Raw genomic sequence first — 16,134 nt, 5'->3', positions numbered from 1 at the left:
GAGCGTAGGTCTCTATTCGCCTTTCTAGGACCAATCTTAGAAAGGCGAAGATTCCTACATCGATCGCCAGCGTCGAACGTGTGTTCGATGATAGTCGGATTTCCTCCCCGCGCGCAAGCGTGACGATCTAGACTCGCGAACATGCCGGAACTCCCCGAGGTGGAAGCACTCGCCGAGGACCTGCGCGGGCGCCTCAGGGACCGTGCGATCACGAAGGTGCACGTCGCGCAGTTCAGCGCGCTGAAGACCTACGACCCGCCGCTGACCGCCGTCGAGGGCACACTCGTCGACAACGTGACCCGCCACGGCAAGTTCATCGATATCGAGGCCAGCGGCATCCATCTGGTGCTGCATCTGGCCCGCGGCGGCTGGATCCGGTGGCGCGACGAGGTCCCGGCGACTCCGCCACGCCCGGGGTCGAAGTCGGGGCTGGCGATCCGGGTCGTGCTCGACGACGACACCGGGCTGGACATCACCGAGGGCGGCACCAAGAAGCGTCTGGCGCTCTACGTCGTCCACGACCCGCAGGACGTCCCGGGAGTCGCCTCGCTGGGTCCCGACCCGCTCGCCGACGACTTCACCCTGGCCCGCTTCCGCGAGATCCTCGCAGGTCAGGGCCGTAAGCAGATCAAGGGCGTGCTGCGGATGCAGTCGATCATCGCGGGCATCGGCAACGCCTACTCCGACGAGATCCTGTGGGCGGCGAAGATGTCGCCCTTCAAGCCCGCCGAGATGACCGACGAGGAGTCGGAGAGCCTCTACAACGCCCTGCGAACGACCCTTGAGGAGGCCGTCGAGCGCGACTCCGGCCTGGCGATGAGCGAGCTCAAGGGCGAGAAGAAGTCCAACCTCGCCGTGCACGGCAAGGCGGGCAAGAAGTGTCCGGTCTGCGGTTCCACGATCCTCGAGGTGAGCTTCGCCGACTCGAGCCTGCAGTACTGCCCCACCTGCCAGACCGGCGGCAAGCCGCTCGCCGATCGGCGGATGTCCCGCCTTCTCAAGTAGGATTCCCGCGTGACCATCCCCACCGTCGAGATCGCCGGCGTGCCCGATCCCCTGCCCGTGGCAGTCCTCGACGTCCGCGAGGACGACGAGTGGGCCGCTGGGCACATCGAGGGCGCGACCCACATCCCGCTCCAGCAGCTCCCGGCGCGCCTCGGCGACCTTCCCGAGGGCCAGACCCTGGTGGTCTGCAAGGTCGGCGGACGCAGCGCCCAGGCGGTCAACTACCTCGCCCAGCAGGGCTTCGAGGTCGTCAACCTCGCCGGTGGCATGCTCGACTGGGCCGCCGCCGGGCGACCGATGGTCAGCGAGACCGGCGCCGAGGCGTACGTCCTCTAAGCCTCTGCCGAAGGACCGCCGAACGCCTCCGGCAGCGGCAGTCTGAGCGCCTTCTCCAGGCGGTCGAGGTAGTCGTTGCGATCTATCTCGACCACGCCGAGCGAGGCAAGATGGTCGGTGCGCCACTGCACGTCCAGGATCCGCTGGTCGATCGATCCCGCCTCCTGCAACGCGGCGACCAGCCCGACCAGGGCGACCTTGGACGCGTCGCGCACCCGATGGAACATCGACTCCCCGGCGAACAGGCCGCCGATGGCGACGCCGTAGAGACCACCGACCAGACGGCCGTCCTGCCAGGCCTCGACCGAATGCGCCCAACCGAGCCGGTGCAGGTTGCCGTAGGCCCGCCGGATCCGCCTGTCGATCCAGCCGTGCGGCCGACGCGGGTCGGCGCAGGAGGCCACCACCTCGTCGAAGCTGGTGTCGATCCTGATCTCGAAGTCCCGCACCGACCGGCGCAGGGACCGCGAGACGACGAGCCCGTCCAGCGGCAGTACGCCCCGCTTGACCGGCGAGAACCACATCATCGGGTCACGCGGGGACTCCCCGGGCATCGGGAAGATCCCGTGCCGGTACGCGGCCAGGAGTGTCCCGGGCGCGACGTCCGCGCCCATGCCCACCAGATCGTCCAGATCAGCCCCGCCGTGGCCCGCGCCTGGGTCCCGAAGGTCGGCGAAGGCCCACGGCGACGGCTCCGGTTCGATCGGACCCCCAAGATTCGCCACGACGAAACGTTATCGCCCCGCACGGCCGCAACCACCACACACTTAAGATTTGCCTCATGATCGGTCCCAAGTCAGTGCTCACCAGTGCGGCTGGCCGGCTCGCACCCAAGGTCATCCAGTCCGCGCCGGGCGTCACCACCAACGTGGTCCGACAGGCGCTGCACCACGCGATCGTCGGAGTCGGCCCGCTCCCGGCGGCGGCCGCAGCCGCCGAGAAGCATCTCGCCGACCACGGCAACGACGTCGAGCTCGCGGTGAAGCACGTCATCGACAACCACGTGCGGCTGGCCGGCGTGGGTGGCTTCGCGACCAACATCGGCGGTCTGGTCACCCAGGCGCTGACCCTGCCGGCCAACATCACCGGGATGGCGATCATCCAGTGCCGCATGGTGGCCGCGATCGCGCATCTGCGGGGCTACGACCTGACCGATCCGCGCGTCCGCAACGCCATCCTGCTCACCCTCCTGAGCGAGGAGAAGGTCAGCAAGCAGATCCGGGACAGGAAGCTCCCCGCTCCGCCCATGGCCGTCGCGACGGCACCGGCCTACGACCGCGCGGTCGACGACCTCGTCGCCGCCGAGGTGGCCCAGGAGCTGATCGCCCGCGTCGCCGGCAAGCGGATGGTCTCCATGGTGGCCAAGCGGGTTCCGCTGGTCGGCGGTGTCGTCGGCGCCGGCACCGACGGCTGGATGACCTACCAGATCGGTCGCTACGCCTCGCGCGAGCTGCTGCCGCGCCCCTCAGACAACCGCTGACCCCCGGGCTCACAGGAACTTCACAGGTCCGTCCGACGTTCCTCCGAGCACAGGGCTCCACACTGTTGGTGTCCGCTTGGGAGGAGCAGCAGATGACCCTCGACACGACTCTCGCCCCGATCAGCCCAGCCCGCGCTGCCGGGGTCGACGAGCGGCCGCATCTGCTCCTCCTGGGCGGCGTACCCGGCGCCGGCAAGAGCACCCTGATCCGTCAGGTGGCCGACCGGCACCACGACGTACGCACCCTCGACCCGGAGACGGTGACGCGATGGTTCGCGGCGCGTCTGCCGGAGGTGCCCTACCGTCTCTACCGGCCCCTGGTGCACCTGTGGCACGCGATCGCGACCCTGGTCCTGGTCGTGCTCGGCCCGACGGCCGGACACCGCACGCTCCTCGTCCACGACCCGGCCACCCGGCCCGGCCGGCGTGAGCTGCTCGGCCGGATCGCCCGCGCCCGCGGCTGGCGTACGTCGCTGGTCATGATCGACGTGCCACGAGTGGCGGCGATCGATGGCCAGTACGCGCGCGGGCGGCTGGTCCGTCCGGAGTCCTTCGACCGTCACTGGTGCCGCTGGCTCGACGACCAGCCGCGACTCCTCACCGCGGCCACGTTCGGCGACACCAACAGCGCCTGGGACCGGGTCCACGTCTTCGACCGGGCCCGCGCCGCGGGAGCGCTCGAGACGCTCCTCTGAGCAGCTCGCGGCTAGCGCCGGACGAGACGGTAGACCTTCAGCACCGCGCGACCCCACCAGCGTCGCTCGAGACCCTCACGTGCGCGCTGCTTCGGCACCAGCGACCGGGTGTGCTCCAGCTCGGCGCGCAGCTCGGCGACCTCGTCCTCCAGCCGAGCCTCCGACGTGCGCAGCCGAATGGCCTCCTGGAGCAGCGCGTCGATGGTGGCGACGCCGGCGTCGAGGACCTCGCGCGAGGAGACGGTGTCAGGGTCGACGAACGGCTTGCCCGCCAGGTCCTCGGGCACGAGGAGCTCCTCGAGCCCGCCGACCACGTCGTAGCCGCGTCCCGACAGCGCCTCGACCCAGCCCTCGGAGAGCGCCTCGACCCAGGGCAGGATGGAGGGGGAGAGCGCCAAGCGGGCGGAGTCGCGGCGCTTGGCCAGCGTGCGGTGGGCCAGGAACTCGCGTACGAAAGGCCGGTAGTCGGCCGGCTCGAGCACCGGCACCACCGTCAGGTTGATCTCGCGGAGCAGGGCCGCCTCGGGCACGCCGAGGGACGGGTTGCCGCGGTCGATCCCCTCGAAGTCGATGGTCAGGTCGTCGAGGCCGAAGGCGGTCGAGAAGCGCTCCCACAGCAGCGTCGACGGCGACCCCGGCGGCGGGACGGTGATCAGGTGGACGCGCTCGGGCGGGATGCCCTGGGTCCAGCGGTCGAGGATGTCCGGCAACTCCTGGACACCCCAGAACCACGACCCGATGCGCCCCTCGCGGGCCGGGTCACGGATCTCCTCGAGGAACTCCGCGTAGCTCACGACCGAGCGGTGCTTGACGTTCTCCTGCCACTCGGCCGGGATCTGCCGGGCCAGGTCGCGCGCGGAGAGCATGATGTGGATCTCGGAGTCGCCCAGCGAGTCCAGCGCGTGCTTGGCCTGCTGCCAGGACGCGCTCGCCAGGATCTCGTGGGAGATGATCACGGTGCCGTTCTCGACCTCGCGCACCTTCGCGGCGAGAGCGTCCCAGGCGCCGGTCGCCTCCTCCTCGATGCCACCCCAGGGCAGGTCCATCAGATCGAGGGCCGCCAGGAAATGGGCGTCGAAGCGGTCGGCGAAGTAGTGAACCCCCTGCTCCGCGAGGGACTCCCGATTGTGGAAGAGGACGTCTTGAAGATAGGAAGTGCCCGTCTTCGGGGTGCCGACATGAAGCAGCACGCGCCGCCCAGTCTCCAACGTTCTACTCCTCTAGGAACGCCCCGCCAGCAATGACAACGCGAGCGCCAGCGCCCGGCGCTCATCGGGACCCTGCGTCGCCCTCCCCGAGGGGAGCAGCCGGTCAGGGTCTCCGTGGAGAGCGTATCCGGCTTCCACCAATGCATCACGTTGGGCCCGCGCCTGTGTTTCGACCCAATCCAAACTTTCCTCGGGTACGCCGACCTCCCGAGCGCCCGGAAGGAGCGGTTCGAGCTTCTCCAGCCGGGGTCGCAGCTGGTCGACCAGCAGCTTCCGCTGGGTCTCCAGATCGGTGCGTACGCTGAGCACCTGCCCGATCACGCGGGCGACCTCGTGGCCCTCGGCCGAGATCGACCAGGGCCCGGGCAGACTGTCGACGCCGAGCAGGCCGGGCAGCAGAGCAGGGTCGGTGACGATCTCGACGCGGTGCCTCCCGACCCTTCCGGCCCACCAGCGGGCGATCCGGGGCAGGTCGGCACGCGGGCCGAACCAGCCGCGCCACTGCGCGTCGCGCATCCAGATGTGCCAGGGGTTGACCCGGTTGGTGAAGGTGCGGAACCTCCACGCGGCGGCGGCGATCTCGTCCAGCGGCCCGCCGAAGACGTAGACCGTGAAGCCGTCGCCACCGGGCAGCCTCCCCTGCCGCTCCAGCTCCTCGCGGATGGGCAGGGTGAGCCACGGGGAGCCGACCAGGCGGTAGGGGAATCTCTGCTGGTCGGGCTCGACCTTCGCGCGTCGGCGTCGCCACCTCCGCGGGCGCGGCACGGGCGCAGGCTCCACGGTGTCGAGCAGGTCCTCGGCGAGTCGCACGCTCGCCGCCCTCAGCAGCTCCCGAGGCGACAGCGTCTCCGGATCCACCGGCAGCGGACCGTACGTCCTCATCTCGGTATCCCCGAGCAGCGGCAGGTCACGACGACCGCGGCCCGGTGGGCTCGTACGCAGCAGCGCATCGACGCGGGAGGGCTCCGACGGGCCGGTCGCGTTGAGCTGCCGCAGCAGCTCGAGCATCTCGGCACCCGGCAGGTGGTCGGTCGTGAAGGGCACGGCCGGCTCGGACCAGGACGACCACGGGGTCGTCCCACCCTCGCGCAGGTGTGCGGCCCACCCCCAACCCCTCGTGGGTGTCGGCATCAGGAGCGTCGCCCCCGGACCCGGCGCATGACCCGGGCGGCGCGAGACGCGACCGGGCCCTGGGGCGGGTCGGTGCGGGCGGCCTCGACGACGACCGCGACCAGGGCGTCGATCGCGGCATCGGCGACGTCCTTGGTGCGGGGCGCGTCCGGGTCGACCCACTCCACGTCGGCCTCGGGCCGCTGCGGGCGGAGGTCGTCGAGGTCGCCGGCGATGTCGACCTTGGCCAGCTCGGCCCACTCGATCCACGACTCGGCGACCTGGTCGGCCCAGTCGAAGGCGGAGGGCGGCAGGGTGACCCGCTCACGGCCCTCGCGGTGGGCGAGGGTGTGCTTGGCGATCACCTCGGTGACCAGATGGCGGTAGTCCTCACGGGGCAGCTCCTGCGACTCGAGCCGCGCGTTGAGCCGGCGCAGCAGCGTCGCCTCGGCACGCCCGAGCGACTGGTTGTGGCGGTCGCTGTCGACCGGGGTCCAGGCCTCCTCGATGCCGACGACCTCGCAGAACCGACGCCAGAGCAGCTCGCTCGGCGCCCCGTCGGGCGGCACGGTGACCAGGTGCACCCGCTCCGGCGGCAGGTTGCGGCCCCACCGGCTGAGCACGTCGGGCAGGCCGTGCGTACGCCAGAACCAGGCGGCCGAGCGGGACTGCTTCGCCGTCTGCATCCGCTCGAGGTAGCGGGCGAAGGTGACCTTGCGCTCGCGCTGCACCTGGTCCTGCCACTCCGCGGCCAGCACGCGCGCGACGTCGCGGGCGGTGTAGACGATGTGCACCTCGGTGCGACCGCCCTCGCCGAGGTCGGTCATCGCCTTCTCCACCCGGTCGGGCCTGGCACCGGCGAAGAGGTGGTGGCTGATCAGTATCGTCTCGGACTCGTGGCGGCGCACGCGCTTGACCAGCGCGTCCCACTCGCCGTGGACGGTCTTCCTCATCCCGCCCCAGGGACGGTCGATCAGGTCGAGCGCCGGCCGGAAGAAGTCGGGCTGGCCGCCGACCGGGTAGAAGACACCATGCTTCTCCAGGGACACCCGGTTGTGGAACAACCTGTCCTGGAGGTACGTCGTCCCCGTCTTCGGAGCGCCGACGTGGAGAAAGACTTTGCGCGCCATGGTCCCGCTATTCTGCACCAAGTTAGTAGAGATTGTCGCGGCGGTCCGTCTTTTGTCACCCGGCCGTCACTCTTGGGTGCAGTCTAGGGCGTGTTGCCAGCTACGAGCGCAGGGCGCGTACGACGGCCGAGGGACTCGGCCTGCCGAGATGGCCGGCGAGCCATCGGCTGGTGTCGGCGACCTTGTCGAGGTCGACCCCGTGCTCGATCCCCAGACCGTCGAGCATCCAGAGCAGATCCTCGGTGGCCAGGTTGCCGGTCGCGCTCTTCGCGTAGGGGCAACCGCCCAGACCGCCGGCACTGGCGTCGTAGGTGGTCACGCCGCACTGGAGCCCGGCAAGGGTGTTGGCCAGGGCCTGGCCGTACGTGTCGTGGAAGTGCAGCGCGAGGCGCTCGGTCGGGACGCCTTCTTGTTCGAACGCCTTGATCAGCGTCTTCACGTGGCCCGCGGTGGCGACGCCGATCGTGTCGCCGAGACTGAGCTCGTCGGCGCCGAGATCGAGGAGCCGCTTTCCGGCCTCGACCACCTTCGCAATCTCGACCTGACCCTCCCAGGGGTCGCCGAAGCACATGCTGAGGTAGCCGCGGACGGTCATGTTCGCGTCCTTGGCCCGGTTCATCGTCGGCTCGAACATCGCCCACTGGCCGTCGAAGGTCTGGTTGAGGTTCTTGTTGGCGAACGTCTCCGTCGCGCTGCCGAAGATCGCGATGTGCCTCAGCCCGAGCTCGAGCGCCCGGTCGAGACCTTTCTCGTTGGGGACCAGGACGGGGAGCTCTCGCGCCCTGTCGCCGAGGCGGTCGACCAGCTCTTCCATGAGCTGCTTCGCGTCGGCCAGCTGCGGCACCCACTTCGGGTGCACGAAGCTCGTCGCCTCCACCGGGCTCAGCCCGGCGTCGAGCAGCCGGGTGATCAGCTCCGCCTTGACGCCGGTGTCGATCGCCGTCTTCTCGTTCTGGAGGCCGTCACGCGCACCGACCTCGTAGATCGTGATCCTGCTGGGCAGGTCGTCGTGGCGTACGACTGCGGGGAGGCGGTGTCCGTTGCCTGTCGAGTTGCCTGTCGAAGGGTCACTCATGCTTGCCAACCTAATCCTCGTGGGGAACCTGACAGATACGAGACAGAGATCTGAGAGCGGCCTCTGACACGGTCGATCCGACGCTCGGGCATCCAGGTCCGAGCCTGGTTGATAGGCAGGTCCTCACATGACGAACCCGACTCTCACCATGCTGTGGAAGCACCGTCCGCAGCGTTCCGCAGCTGCTCTCCTGGCCGCTGTGGCAACGACCATCATCACCGCCGTCGGGCTGATCGCAGGCTTCGCAACGCCTGCGTCGGCCGCGGCCCAGACCTACAAGAACCAGGCCACCGGCCTGTGCCTGGAGGACACCACGACCGAGCCGCGCACCGCGGCCTGCACCGGAGTGTCCACCCAGCAGTGGATCGTGACGGCCTGGAACGACGGCACGCGTCGATTCCAGAACGGCCGAACCGGCGAGTGCCTGCACGCCCAGCTCGGCACCGGCACGGGTGTCATCTTCCTGCGCAGCCTCCCCTGCAACGACAGCGAGCAGCAGAGCTGGTGGATCAAGCGCTGGGCGGACGGGACGATCCGGTTCCAGAACGAGGCCTACGGCTGGTGCATCCAGGACCCGTACGTCGGCGGACTGGCGGCGTGCGACAGCAGCACGAACCAGAGCTGGTACTGACCGCTCACTCCGCATCGGGCGACACCACGAACAGCTCCGCCCCGAGCGGCACCTGGGAGCCGGTACCGGCACCGACGACGGTGACGGTGCCGGCGAACGGGGCCTTGAGGGAGACCTCCATCTTCATCGCCTCCAGGACACCGAGGACCTGACCCTCCTCGACGGTGTCGCCGACCTGGACGCGTACGTCGATGACCGTGCCGGGCATCTTGGCCTCGACCGCGCCGTCGCTGTGATGGGCGGCCGCGCCGGCGACACGGTCGGGCGGGGAGAAGTCGAAGCGCTGTCCTTGGTGGACGATCTCGGCGTGGCGGCCCCCGGTGGTCGAGCTCGTCGAGACCACGACCGCCCGGTGACGTACGCCGTCGACGACGGCCACGAGCACGTGGTCGGCCGCGCTGATCTGCCGGACGAGATGGTCGTCGACACGGCCGGAGGGGCGGTCGACGGTGACGCTGCGGTCGAGGTCGACGATCGTCGGTGCAGGCGAACCGGCGAGCCGCCACCCGTCGGCACGGAACGGCGTCGTGGTGTCCGAGACCGCGGCGAGCATCGCGCTCACCCAGGCGACGAGCGTCCGCGGCACGTCGGAGTCCGGAACGGGCACGTCGTTGCGGTCGAGCCAGGCCGTGTCGATCTCGGCGTCGCGGAAGGCGTCGGAGGCGGCCAGCACCCGCAGGAAGCCGGTGTTGGTGGTCAGCCCGAGGACCGCGGTCTCGTCGAGCGCCGCGACCATCGCGGCCCGGGCCTCCTCGCGGTCGGCGCCGTGGACGATGATCTTGGCGAGCATCGGGTCGTAGGCGGTGCTGACGACCTGCTCGCTCTCCAGGGCGTGCTCCACCCGGGCGTTCCCGGGCCAGCGCACGATCGAGGTCCGGCCGGCCTGCGGCAGGAACCCTTCGAAGGCGTCCTCGGCGTAGACCCGCACCTCGATGGCGTGGCCGTCGACACGTACGTCGTCCTGCATGATGCCGAGCGGATCACCCGCCGCGACCCGGAGCTGGAGCGCGACGAGGTCGACACCGGTGATCTCCTCGGTCACGGGGTGCTCGACCTGGAGGCGGGTGTTCATCTCCAGGAAGTAGGCGTCGCCGGTGGCGTCGTCGAGCAGGAACTCGACGGTCCCGGCACCGGTGTAGCCGACCTGCTTCGCGAGCGCGACGGCGCTGGTCAGGACCAGGTTCCGCTGCTCGTCGGTGAGCGTCGGGGCCGGGGCCTCCTCGATCACCTTCTGGTGGCGACGCTGGGTCGAGCAGTCGCGCTCGAAGAGGTGGATGACGTTGCCGTGGGTGTCGCCGAAGACCTGCACCTCGATGTGGCGGCCACGCTCGACGTACTTCTCGATCAGGAGGGTTTCGTCGCCGAACGCGCTCAGCGCCTCGCGGGCGGCGGCGGCCCGCGCCTCGTCGAGCTCCTCCGGCGAGCGCACGATCCGCATGCCCTTGCCGCCACCGCCCGCGGCGGCCTTGACCAGGAGCGGGTAGGGGCTGTCCTCACCGCGCGGAACCACGGGTACGCCGGCGGCGACCGCGATCTCGCGGGCCGCATCCTTGCGGCCCATCTGCTCGATGACCTCGGGCGTCGGACCGACCCAGGTCAGCCCGGCCTTCGCGACCGCGCGGGCGAACTCGGCCCGCTCGGAGAGGAAGCCGTACCCCGGGTGGACGGCCTCGGCACCGGCCTCGGCGGCAGCGTTGACCACTGCGTCGGCGTCCAGGTAGGAGGCCACCTCGACGGCTTCGTCGGCGTCACGTACGTGGGGTGCGTCCGCGTCGAGCGCGGTGTAGATCGCGATCGTCCGGATGCCGAGCTCGCGGCACGTCCGGAAGACGCGGCGCGCGATCTCGCCTCGGTTGGCGACCAGAACACTCTCGAACACGGCCATCACATCCTGAAGATTCCGTAGTTGGGCTCGGGCGTGGGCGCATTCGCCGCCACCGCGAGCCCCATGGCCAGCACCCGCCGGGTGTCGGCGGGGTCGATGATGCCGTCGTCCCACAGCCGCGCGGTGGCGTAGTAGGGCGACCCCTGGGTCTCGTACTGGTCCCGGATCGGCGTCTTGAACTCCTCGTCGTCCGGCTTGCCGGCGACGGTCGCGAGGACCGAGGCAGCCTGCTCGCCGCCCATGACCGAGATGCGCGCGTTGGGCCACATCCACAGGAATCTCGGGTCGTACGCGCGACCGCACATCCCGTAGTTGCCGGCGCCGTAGGAGCCGCCGATGACGACGGTGAACTTCGGGACCACCGAGCAGGCGACCGCGGTGACGAGCTTGGCGCCGTCGCGGGCGATGCCCTTGTTCTCGTACTCCTTGCCGACCATGAACCCGGTGATGTTCTGCAGGAACACCAGCGGGATGCCGCGCTGGTTGCACAGCTCGACGAAGTGGGCGCCCTTGAGCGCCGACTCGGAGAAGAGGATGCCGTTGTTGGCGACGATGCCGACCGGCTGCCCCTCGATGTGGGCGAACCCGCAGACCAGCGTCTCGCCGTAGAGCTGCTTGAACTCCTGCAGCTTCGACCCGTCGACGATGCGGCGGATCACCTCGCGCACGTCATAGGGGGTCCTGGTGTCGGCCGGCACCACGTCGACGAGGGTCTCGGGGGACTCGACGGGGTCGTCGTAGCCGGTCCCGGCGGTCGAGCTTGTCGAGACCTCCTGCTCCGGGAGCGTCGAGACGATGCCGCGGACGATCTCGAGGGCGTGCTTGTCGTCGTCGGCGAGATGGTCCACGACGCCCGACCTGGTGGCGTGGACGAGCCCGCCACCGAGCTCTTCAGCGGTGACCTCCTCACCCGTGGCCGCCTTCACCAGCGGCGGTCCACCGAGGAAGATCGTGCCCTGGTCGCGGACGATCACGGTCTCGTCGCTCATCGCCGGCACGTACGCGCCGCCGGCGGTGCACGAGCCCATCACGGAGGCGATCTGCGGGATGCCCTTCGCGGACATGTTGGCCTGGTTGAAGAAGATCCGACCGAAGTGCTCACGGTCGGGGAAGACCTCGTCCTGCTTCGGGAGGAACGCGCCCCCGGAGTCGACCAGGTAGATGCACGGCAGGTTGTTCTCCGCCGCGATCGTCTGCGCCCGCAGGTGCTTCTTGACGGTCAGCGGGTAGTAGGTGCCACCCTTCACCGTCGCGTCGTTCGCGACGATCATGCACTTGCGTCCGGCGACCAGCCCGATGCCAGCGATCACTCCCGCCGACGGCACTGCCCACTCGTCGCCGTCGTCGTACATCCCGTACGCCGCCAGCGGAGCCACCTCCAGGAACGGTGACCCGGGGTCGAGGAGCCCGTCCACCCGGTCTCGTGGAAGCAGCTTCCCTCGGTCGGTGTGCCGTTGCCGGGAGCGTTCGCTCCCTCCTTGCCGGACCCGCTCGAGCCGCTCACGCAGCTCGAGGGTCAGCTCGCGCAGATTGGACGCCATGGCACGAGGTTAACGTTCATTAACCTCGTGTGACAAGTCCCACTCCGAAGTCGGCCCTACTCCGCGAGGGCGGCGCGGGCCATCTTGGTGAGCACCGCGCGGGTGGACTCCTCGGGGAGGACCCGGTTGTGCGGCGTGGAGTTGATCAGGCCGAAGACGGCGTGGGCCATCGCGCGGGCGCTGTCGAGGGCCAGCGACGGGTTGCGGTCGCGGAGCTGGTCGGCCCAGAGGTCGACGTACTTCCGCTGCAGCGTGCGCACCTGCTCCCGGGCCTCGTGCGGGAGCGACTGCCAGTCGCGCTCCTGGACGACGATCAGGGCTCGATCGCGCAGTGCGAAGTCGACGTGCCAGTCGATCAGTGCCTCGATCGCCTCGGCCGTGTTCGATGCGCCCCTCACCCGGACCCGTCCTTCGCGGAGCAGCTCCTGGGAGATCGAGACGAGCATCTCGGCGAGCATCGCGTCCTTGCTCGGGAAGTGCTTGTAGAGGGCTGGGCCGGAGATGCCACAGGCAGCGCCGAGCTCGGAGACGGAGACGCCGTGGAAGCCGCGGGCCGCGAAGAGCTCGGCCGCGGTGTCCAGGATCTGCTCGCGCCTGGTCTTCGTCGGAGCCGAGGTCATTCCGCCAGGTTAGCCGCTATTCACCCGTTCGAGTCACTCCTCCAGCATGTGACGCGCCCGAAGCACCGCGTCGAGTGCGATCTCGACGTCATCGACCTGGTCGCGCGTCGCCTCGCCGACCGGAGCCGCTCGGACGATCTCCGGTCCCGGACGCAGAGGCCCGATCAGCTCCTCGCGCTCCGCGCCACGTAGGTGAAGCAGCACAGTGGCGTCGCGGTCGACCGTCCAGCAGAGCTGGTGGAGCACCGCCAGCGAGTGGCCGCACACCGCATGCCAGTGGCCGCACGTGCAGGTCACCGCGAGCTCCTCGCCATAGGGGACCAGCTCGACCCCGGCCTCCTCGGCATGCTCGGCCACATCCAGAGGGAGCTCCCCGACAAGGAGGGCCTCAGCCCTCTCGGCCGAGGCACCCAGGACCTCGGAGAGCGCGTCGACGTCGTCCGCGCTCAACACCGGAACCGTGCCGGTCACCGTCCACAGCCCGCGCTCGTCGTCGACCGCGGCGGCGAACCGGCCGGCTTCGACGACCAGGCCTCCGATCCGCCCCGAGCGGGCGAGCGAGCGGGCGCCGGTGAGCTGGTTGTCGTCGTAGGCCAGCTCCTCGATCGCCCGCAGGAACGCCCGCCCCCACCACGAGTCGACCCGCACCATCCCACGCCGATGCGGCTCGCGGGTAAAGGTCAGTGCCGACCTCATGACGCGATCCGGCGGCGCTTCCGGCGCTTCTGGGGGCCGAGCTGGACCAGCTCACGGAGCTCGGCGTTGGACAGCTCGGTGAAGGCGGCCTCGCCGGCGCCGAGGACCGCGTCTGCGAGGACCCGCTTGCGCTGCAGCAGCTCGGCGACGCGCTCCTCGACGGTGCCCTGGGTGATGAGCCGATGCACCTGGACCGTACGCGTCTGGCCGATGCGGTGGGCCCGGTCCGTCGCCTGGTCCTCGACCGCCGGGTTCCACCACCGGTCGACATGGATCACGTGGTCGGCACGGGTCAGGTTGAGCCCGACCCCGCCCGCCTTGAGCGAGAGCAGGAAGACCGGCACCTCGCCGTCCTGGAAGCGCTCGACCATGTGGGAGCGTTCCGCGACCGGGGTGCCGCCGTGCAGGAACTGGTGCTCCACCCCGGAGGCGGCCCAGTGGGCCTCGAGGAGACGGGCCATCGCGACGTACTGGGTGAAGACGAGCACCGCACCCGACTCAGCCAGCACGGTCGAGACCAGCTCGTCGAGGAGCTCGATCTTCTGCGACCTGCCCGTGATCCGGCCGGCCTCCTGATTGAGACTCCCTTGTTTCAAGAATTGCGCCGGGTGGTTGCAGATCTGCTTGAGTCCGGTGAGCAGGCTCAGGACCAGTCCGCGCCGCTGCGGGTCGTCGGCGTCGAGCCGCTCGATCCTCTCCATGGCGTTTCGGACGAACGCCTCGTACAACACGGTCTGTTCCCGGGTCAGCGACAGCAGGTGGTCGGTCTCGGTCTTCGGTGGCAGCTCGGGCGCCACCCCCGGGTCCGACTTGCGGCGACGCAGCAGGAACGGGCCGACGAGCGCCGCGAACTCCTTCGCCTTCCCGACGTCCGCACCGGCCTCGATCTGGCTCGCCCACGCCCTCCGGAAGGCGAGTCGGCTGCCGAGCAGCCCCGGCACACACCAGTCGAGCAGGGCCCACAGCTCGGTCAGGTTGTTCTCCACCGGGGTGCCGGTCAGCGCCACCCGCGCGTGCGACGGGATCTCGCGGAGCGCCTTCGCGGTCGCGGAGGCGGCGTTCTTCACGTGCTGCGCCTCGTCGGCGACGACGAGCCCCCACGACACCGCGGAGAGCAGCTCGACGTCGCGCCGCATCGTCCCGTACGTCGTCAGCACGACGCCCGTGGCCCCGTCGAGGTCGCGCTCGGACCCGTGATGGCGGCGCACCTCCACCTCCGGCGCGAACCGGGCGAGCTCGGCCTCCCAGTTGCCCAGCAGGCTCGCCGGGCACACCACCAACGTCGGTCCGGCGTGCTCCTTCTGGCGATGCAGGTGGAGCGCGATCGTCATCAGCGTCTTGCCGAGACCCATGTCGTCGGCCAGGCACCCGCCCAGGCCGAGCGAGGTGATCCCGGCCAGCCAGGTCAGCCCCTCGACCTGATAGCCGCGCAGCGTCGCCTGCAGCTCTGGCGGCACGTCGACGGGAGGACCCGAGGTCGCCGCGATCACCTCATCACGCAGCCGCGCGATCGAGGCGCCGATGATCACCTTCTCGCCCGGGGCCGCCTCGGCGACCTCCGCCGGCACCTGACCGGTCAGGGCGACGGCCAGCGCCTCGCCGCCGCTGATCCGCTTGAGCAGCCGCTTGCGCGCACGGCGGAGCACCGAGGGATGGACGACCGCCCACGCCCCTCTCAGCCGCAGGATCGGGCCGGCGGCCGCTGCCAGAGCGTCCATCTCGGCAGCATCGAGCGGCTCACCGCCGAGCGCGACCTGCCACTGGAAGGCGAAGAGTCCCTTTTCGCCGAGCGGTGACTCACGCATCAGGTCCTCGCGCGCCGAAGCGGACGTCGACGGTGTCCGGTCGACCGCCACCGAGGTCGTCAGGTCTCGTGACAGCGAGCGTGGCCAGAGCACGTCGACACCGCGCTCCTTGAGCCACTCGACGCCGTCCTCGAGCAGCCCCACGACCTCGTCGCTCGACAGGGTCAGCCCGACCGGAACGGGCAGGTCGAGCAGCCGGTCGAGCACGGGCCAGGCCTCCGCCGCCCCACGGAGAGCGACCTGCGCATGCGTACGCGCCCGAGGGCCGAAGCCGTGATCGTCGGCCTCGTCCCACAGCCTCTCGGCATCGGCCACGTGCAGCGGGTCGGCCTCGTCGTGCACCTGCGGCACCAAGGTCAGCGACCCGGCGAGCAGGTCCTCCTCCGGCGCCTCGACGCGGAAGGAGAGCCGCACCAGGGACGGCAGCGAAGCCGTCACCGGACCCTCATCGGTCCGATAGCGGGCCAGCCGGGTCTGCAGCGACTCCCGGAACGCACCCGATCCGGACGCCTTCGGGGCGGAGGTCGGCACCGCGTCCGCCACCGCGGCCACGATCTCCCGCACCAGCAGCTCGGCGGCCTCGTCGTCGAGGTCCTCGTAGGCTCGCGCCTCGGCCAGCAGCCGCACCCGCTCCTCGTCCTCCGGCGTGTAGCGGACCGCCCACGAACCATCGGCGGGTTCCAGCTGTCCCGCGGCCACGAACCGGAGCCCGAGATGTGCTGCCGACGCGACCAGAGCGACCGAGGGATGCAGGTCGGAGGCTGCGTACGCCTTCTTCAGGACCGGCAGCGCCGCCCGCATCGGCAACGACACCGAACGCCGGGAGTCCACGAACTCCACGGCCGAGTCCCGCGGCGGCTGCGCGGGCCTGAAGACGGCGCGGCCGGCGACGGGTACGAAGGACATGAACACGACCG

Annotated in this window: 15 protein-coding genes; 5 read left to right on the top strand and 10 right to left on the bottom strand. The window is 70.2% G+C overall.

What is annotated here, in order from left to right:
• Window positions 1-141 precede the first annotated feature (141 nt).
• Window positions 142-1,005 (top strand): Fpg/Nei family DNA glycosylase, encoded by an 864-nt coding sequence (locus ACFVDI_RS00245; protein WP_378899105.1) that lies wholly within the window; start codon window positions 142-144, stop codon window positions 1,003-1,005.
• A 9-nt stretch (window positions 1,006-1,014) separates the two neighbouring features.
• Complete coding sequence (locus ACFVDI_RS00240; protein ID WP_141802158.1) at window positions 1,015-1,341, top strand: rhodanese-like domain-containing protein; 327 nt, start codon at window positions 1,015-1,017, stop codon at window positions 1,339-1,341.
• On the opposite strand, the gene aat is transcribed toward ACFVDI_RS00240, so the two are convergent.
• Window positions 1,338-2,066 (bottom strand): leucyl/phenylalanyl-tRNA--protein transferase, encoded by a 729-nt coding sequence (gene aat / locus ACFVDI_RS00235; RefSeq protein WP_378899103.1) that lies wholly within the window; start codon window positions 2,064-2,066, stop codon window positions 1,338-1,340. The genes ACFVDI_RS00240 and aat overlap by 4 nt on opposite strands.
• A 56-nt stretch (window positions 2,067-2,122) precedes the next feature.
• On the opposite strand from aat, the gene ACFVDI_RS00230 reads away from it, so the two are divergent.
• Complete coding sequence (locus tag ACFVDI_RS00230) at window positions 2,123-2,821, top strand: EcsC family protein (RefSeq protein ID WP_378899101.1); 699 nt, start codon at window positions 2,123-2,125, stop codon at window positions 2,819-2,821.
• 92 nt (window positions 2,822-2,913) lie between these two features.
• The gene (locus ACFVDI_RS00225) at window positions 2,914-3,516 is read left to right on the top strand and encodes an AAA family ATPase (RefSeq protein ID WP_378899099.1); all 603 of its coding nucleotides are present in this window, start codon (window positions 2,914-2,916) and stop codon (window positions 3,514-3,516) included.
• A gap of 11 nt (window positions 3,517-3,527) precedes the next feature.
• On the opposite strand, the gene ACFVDI_RS00220 is transcribed toward ACFVDI_RS00225, so the two are convergent.
• The 4 genes from ACFVDI_RS00220 to ACFVDI_RS00205 all read right to left on the bottom strand — a co-directional run bounded on the left by ACFVDI_RS00220 (window position 3,528) and on the right by ACFVDI_RS00205 (window position 8,039).
• Window positions 3,528-4,724, bottom strand: a complete 1,197-nt coding sequence (locus ACFVDI_RS00220; protein WP_378899098.1) for a hypothetical protein — start codon at window positions 4,722-4,724, stop codon at window positions 3,528-3,530.
• A gap of 12 nt (window positions 4,725-4,736) precedes the next feature.
• Window positions 4,737-5,768 (bottom strand): hypothetical protein, encoded by a 1,032-nt coding sequence (locus ACFVDI_RS00215; RefSeq protein WP_378899096.1) that lies wholly within the window; start codon window positions 5,766-5,768, stop codon window positions 4,737-4,739.
• An 86-nt stretch (window positions 5,769-5,854) separates the two neighbouring features.
• Window positions 5,855-6,964 (bottom strand): hypothetical protein, encoded by a 1,110-nt coding sequence (locus tag ACFVDI_RS00210; protein ID WP_378899094.1) that lies wholly within the window; start codon window positions 6,962-6,964, stop codon window positions 5,855-5,857.
• A gap of 100 nt (window positions 6,965-7,064) precedes the next feature.
• Window positions 7,065-8,039 carry a hydroxymethylglutaryl-CoA lyase gene (locus tag ACFVDI_RS00205; RefSeq protein ID WP_378899092.1) on the bottom strand — a complete coding sequence of 325 codons (975 nt, stop codon included), beginning with the start codon at window positions 8,037-8,039 and terminating at the stop codon, window positions 7,065-7,067.
• Between the two features lie 127 nt (window positions 8,040-8,166).
• Between ACFVDI_RS00205 and ACFVDI_RS00200 the strand changes: the two genes are divergently transcribed.
• On the top strand, window positions 8,167-8,670 hold the full coding sequence (locus ACFVDI_RS00200) for an RICIN domain-containing protein (protein ID WP_378899090.1): 504 nt from the start codon (window positions 8,167-8,169) through the stop codon (window positions 8,668-8,670).
• A gap of 4 nt (window positions 8,671-8,674) precedes the next feature.
• On the opposite strand, the gene ACFVDI_RS00195 is transcribed toward ACFVDI_RS00200, so the two are convergent.
• From ACFVDI_RS00195 to ACFVDI_RS00175, 5 genes are read right to left on the bottom strand one after another with little or no spacing between them, the layout of a single operon-like run.
• The gene (locus ACFVDI_RS00195) at window positions 8,675-10,555 is read right to left on the bottom strand and encodes an acetyl/propionyl/methylcrotonyl-CoA carboxylase subunit alpha (RefSeq protein ID WP_378899088.1); all 1,881 of its coding nucleotides are present in this window, start codon (window positions 10,553-10,555) and stop codon (window positions 8,675-8,677) included.
• Complete coding sequence (locus ACFVDI_RS00190) at window positions 10,555-12,096, bottom strand: carboxyl transferase domain-containing protein (RefSeq protein ID WP_378899086.1); 1,542 nt, start codon at window positions 12,094-12,096, stop codon at window positions 10,555-10,557. The genes ACFVDI_RS00195 and ACFVDI_RS00190 overlap by 1 nt, the downstream gene beginning before the upstream one ends.
• A 56-nt stretch (window positions 12,097-12,152) precedes the next feature.
• Window positions 12,153-12,716, bottom strand: a complete 564-nt coding sequence (locus tag ACFVDI_RS00185; RefSeq protein WP_378899084.1) for a TetR/AcrR family transcriptional regulator — start codon at window positions 12,714-12,716, stop codon at window positions 12,153-12,155.
• A gap of 33 nt (window positions 12,717-12,749) precedes the next feature.
• Window positions 12,750-13,412, bottom strand: a complete 663-nt coding sequence (locus ACFVDI_RS00180; RefSeq protein WP_378899082.1) for a hypothetical protein — start codon at window positions 13,410-13,412, stop codon at window positions 12,750-12,752.
• On the bottom strand, window positions 13,409-16,123 hold the full coding sequence (locus tag ACFVDI_RS00175) for a DEAD/DEAH box helicase (RefSeq protein ID WP_378899080.1): 2,715 nt from the start codon (window positions 16,121-16,123) through the stop codon (window positions 13,409-13,411). Before ACFVDI_RS00175 ends, ACFVDI_RS00180 begins: the two co-directional genes overlap by 4 nt.
• Window positions 16,124-16,134 lie beyond the last annotated feature (11 nt).

The sequence above is a fragment of the Nocardioides sp. NPDC057767 genome (genome assembly GCF_042798275.1).
In the GTDB taxonomy this organism is placed as follows: Bacteria; Actinomycetota; Actinomycetes; order Propionibacteriales; family Nocardioidaceae; genus Nocardioides.
The sequence above is the reverse complement of the archived record's forward strand: the minus strand, read 5'-3'. Positions and strand labels throughout refer to the sequence as shown.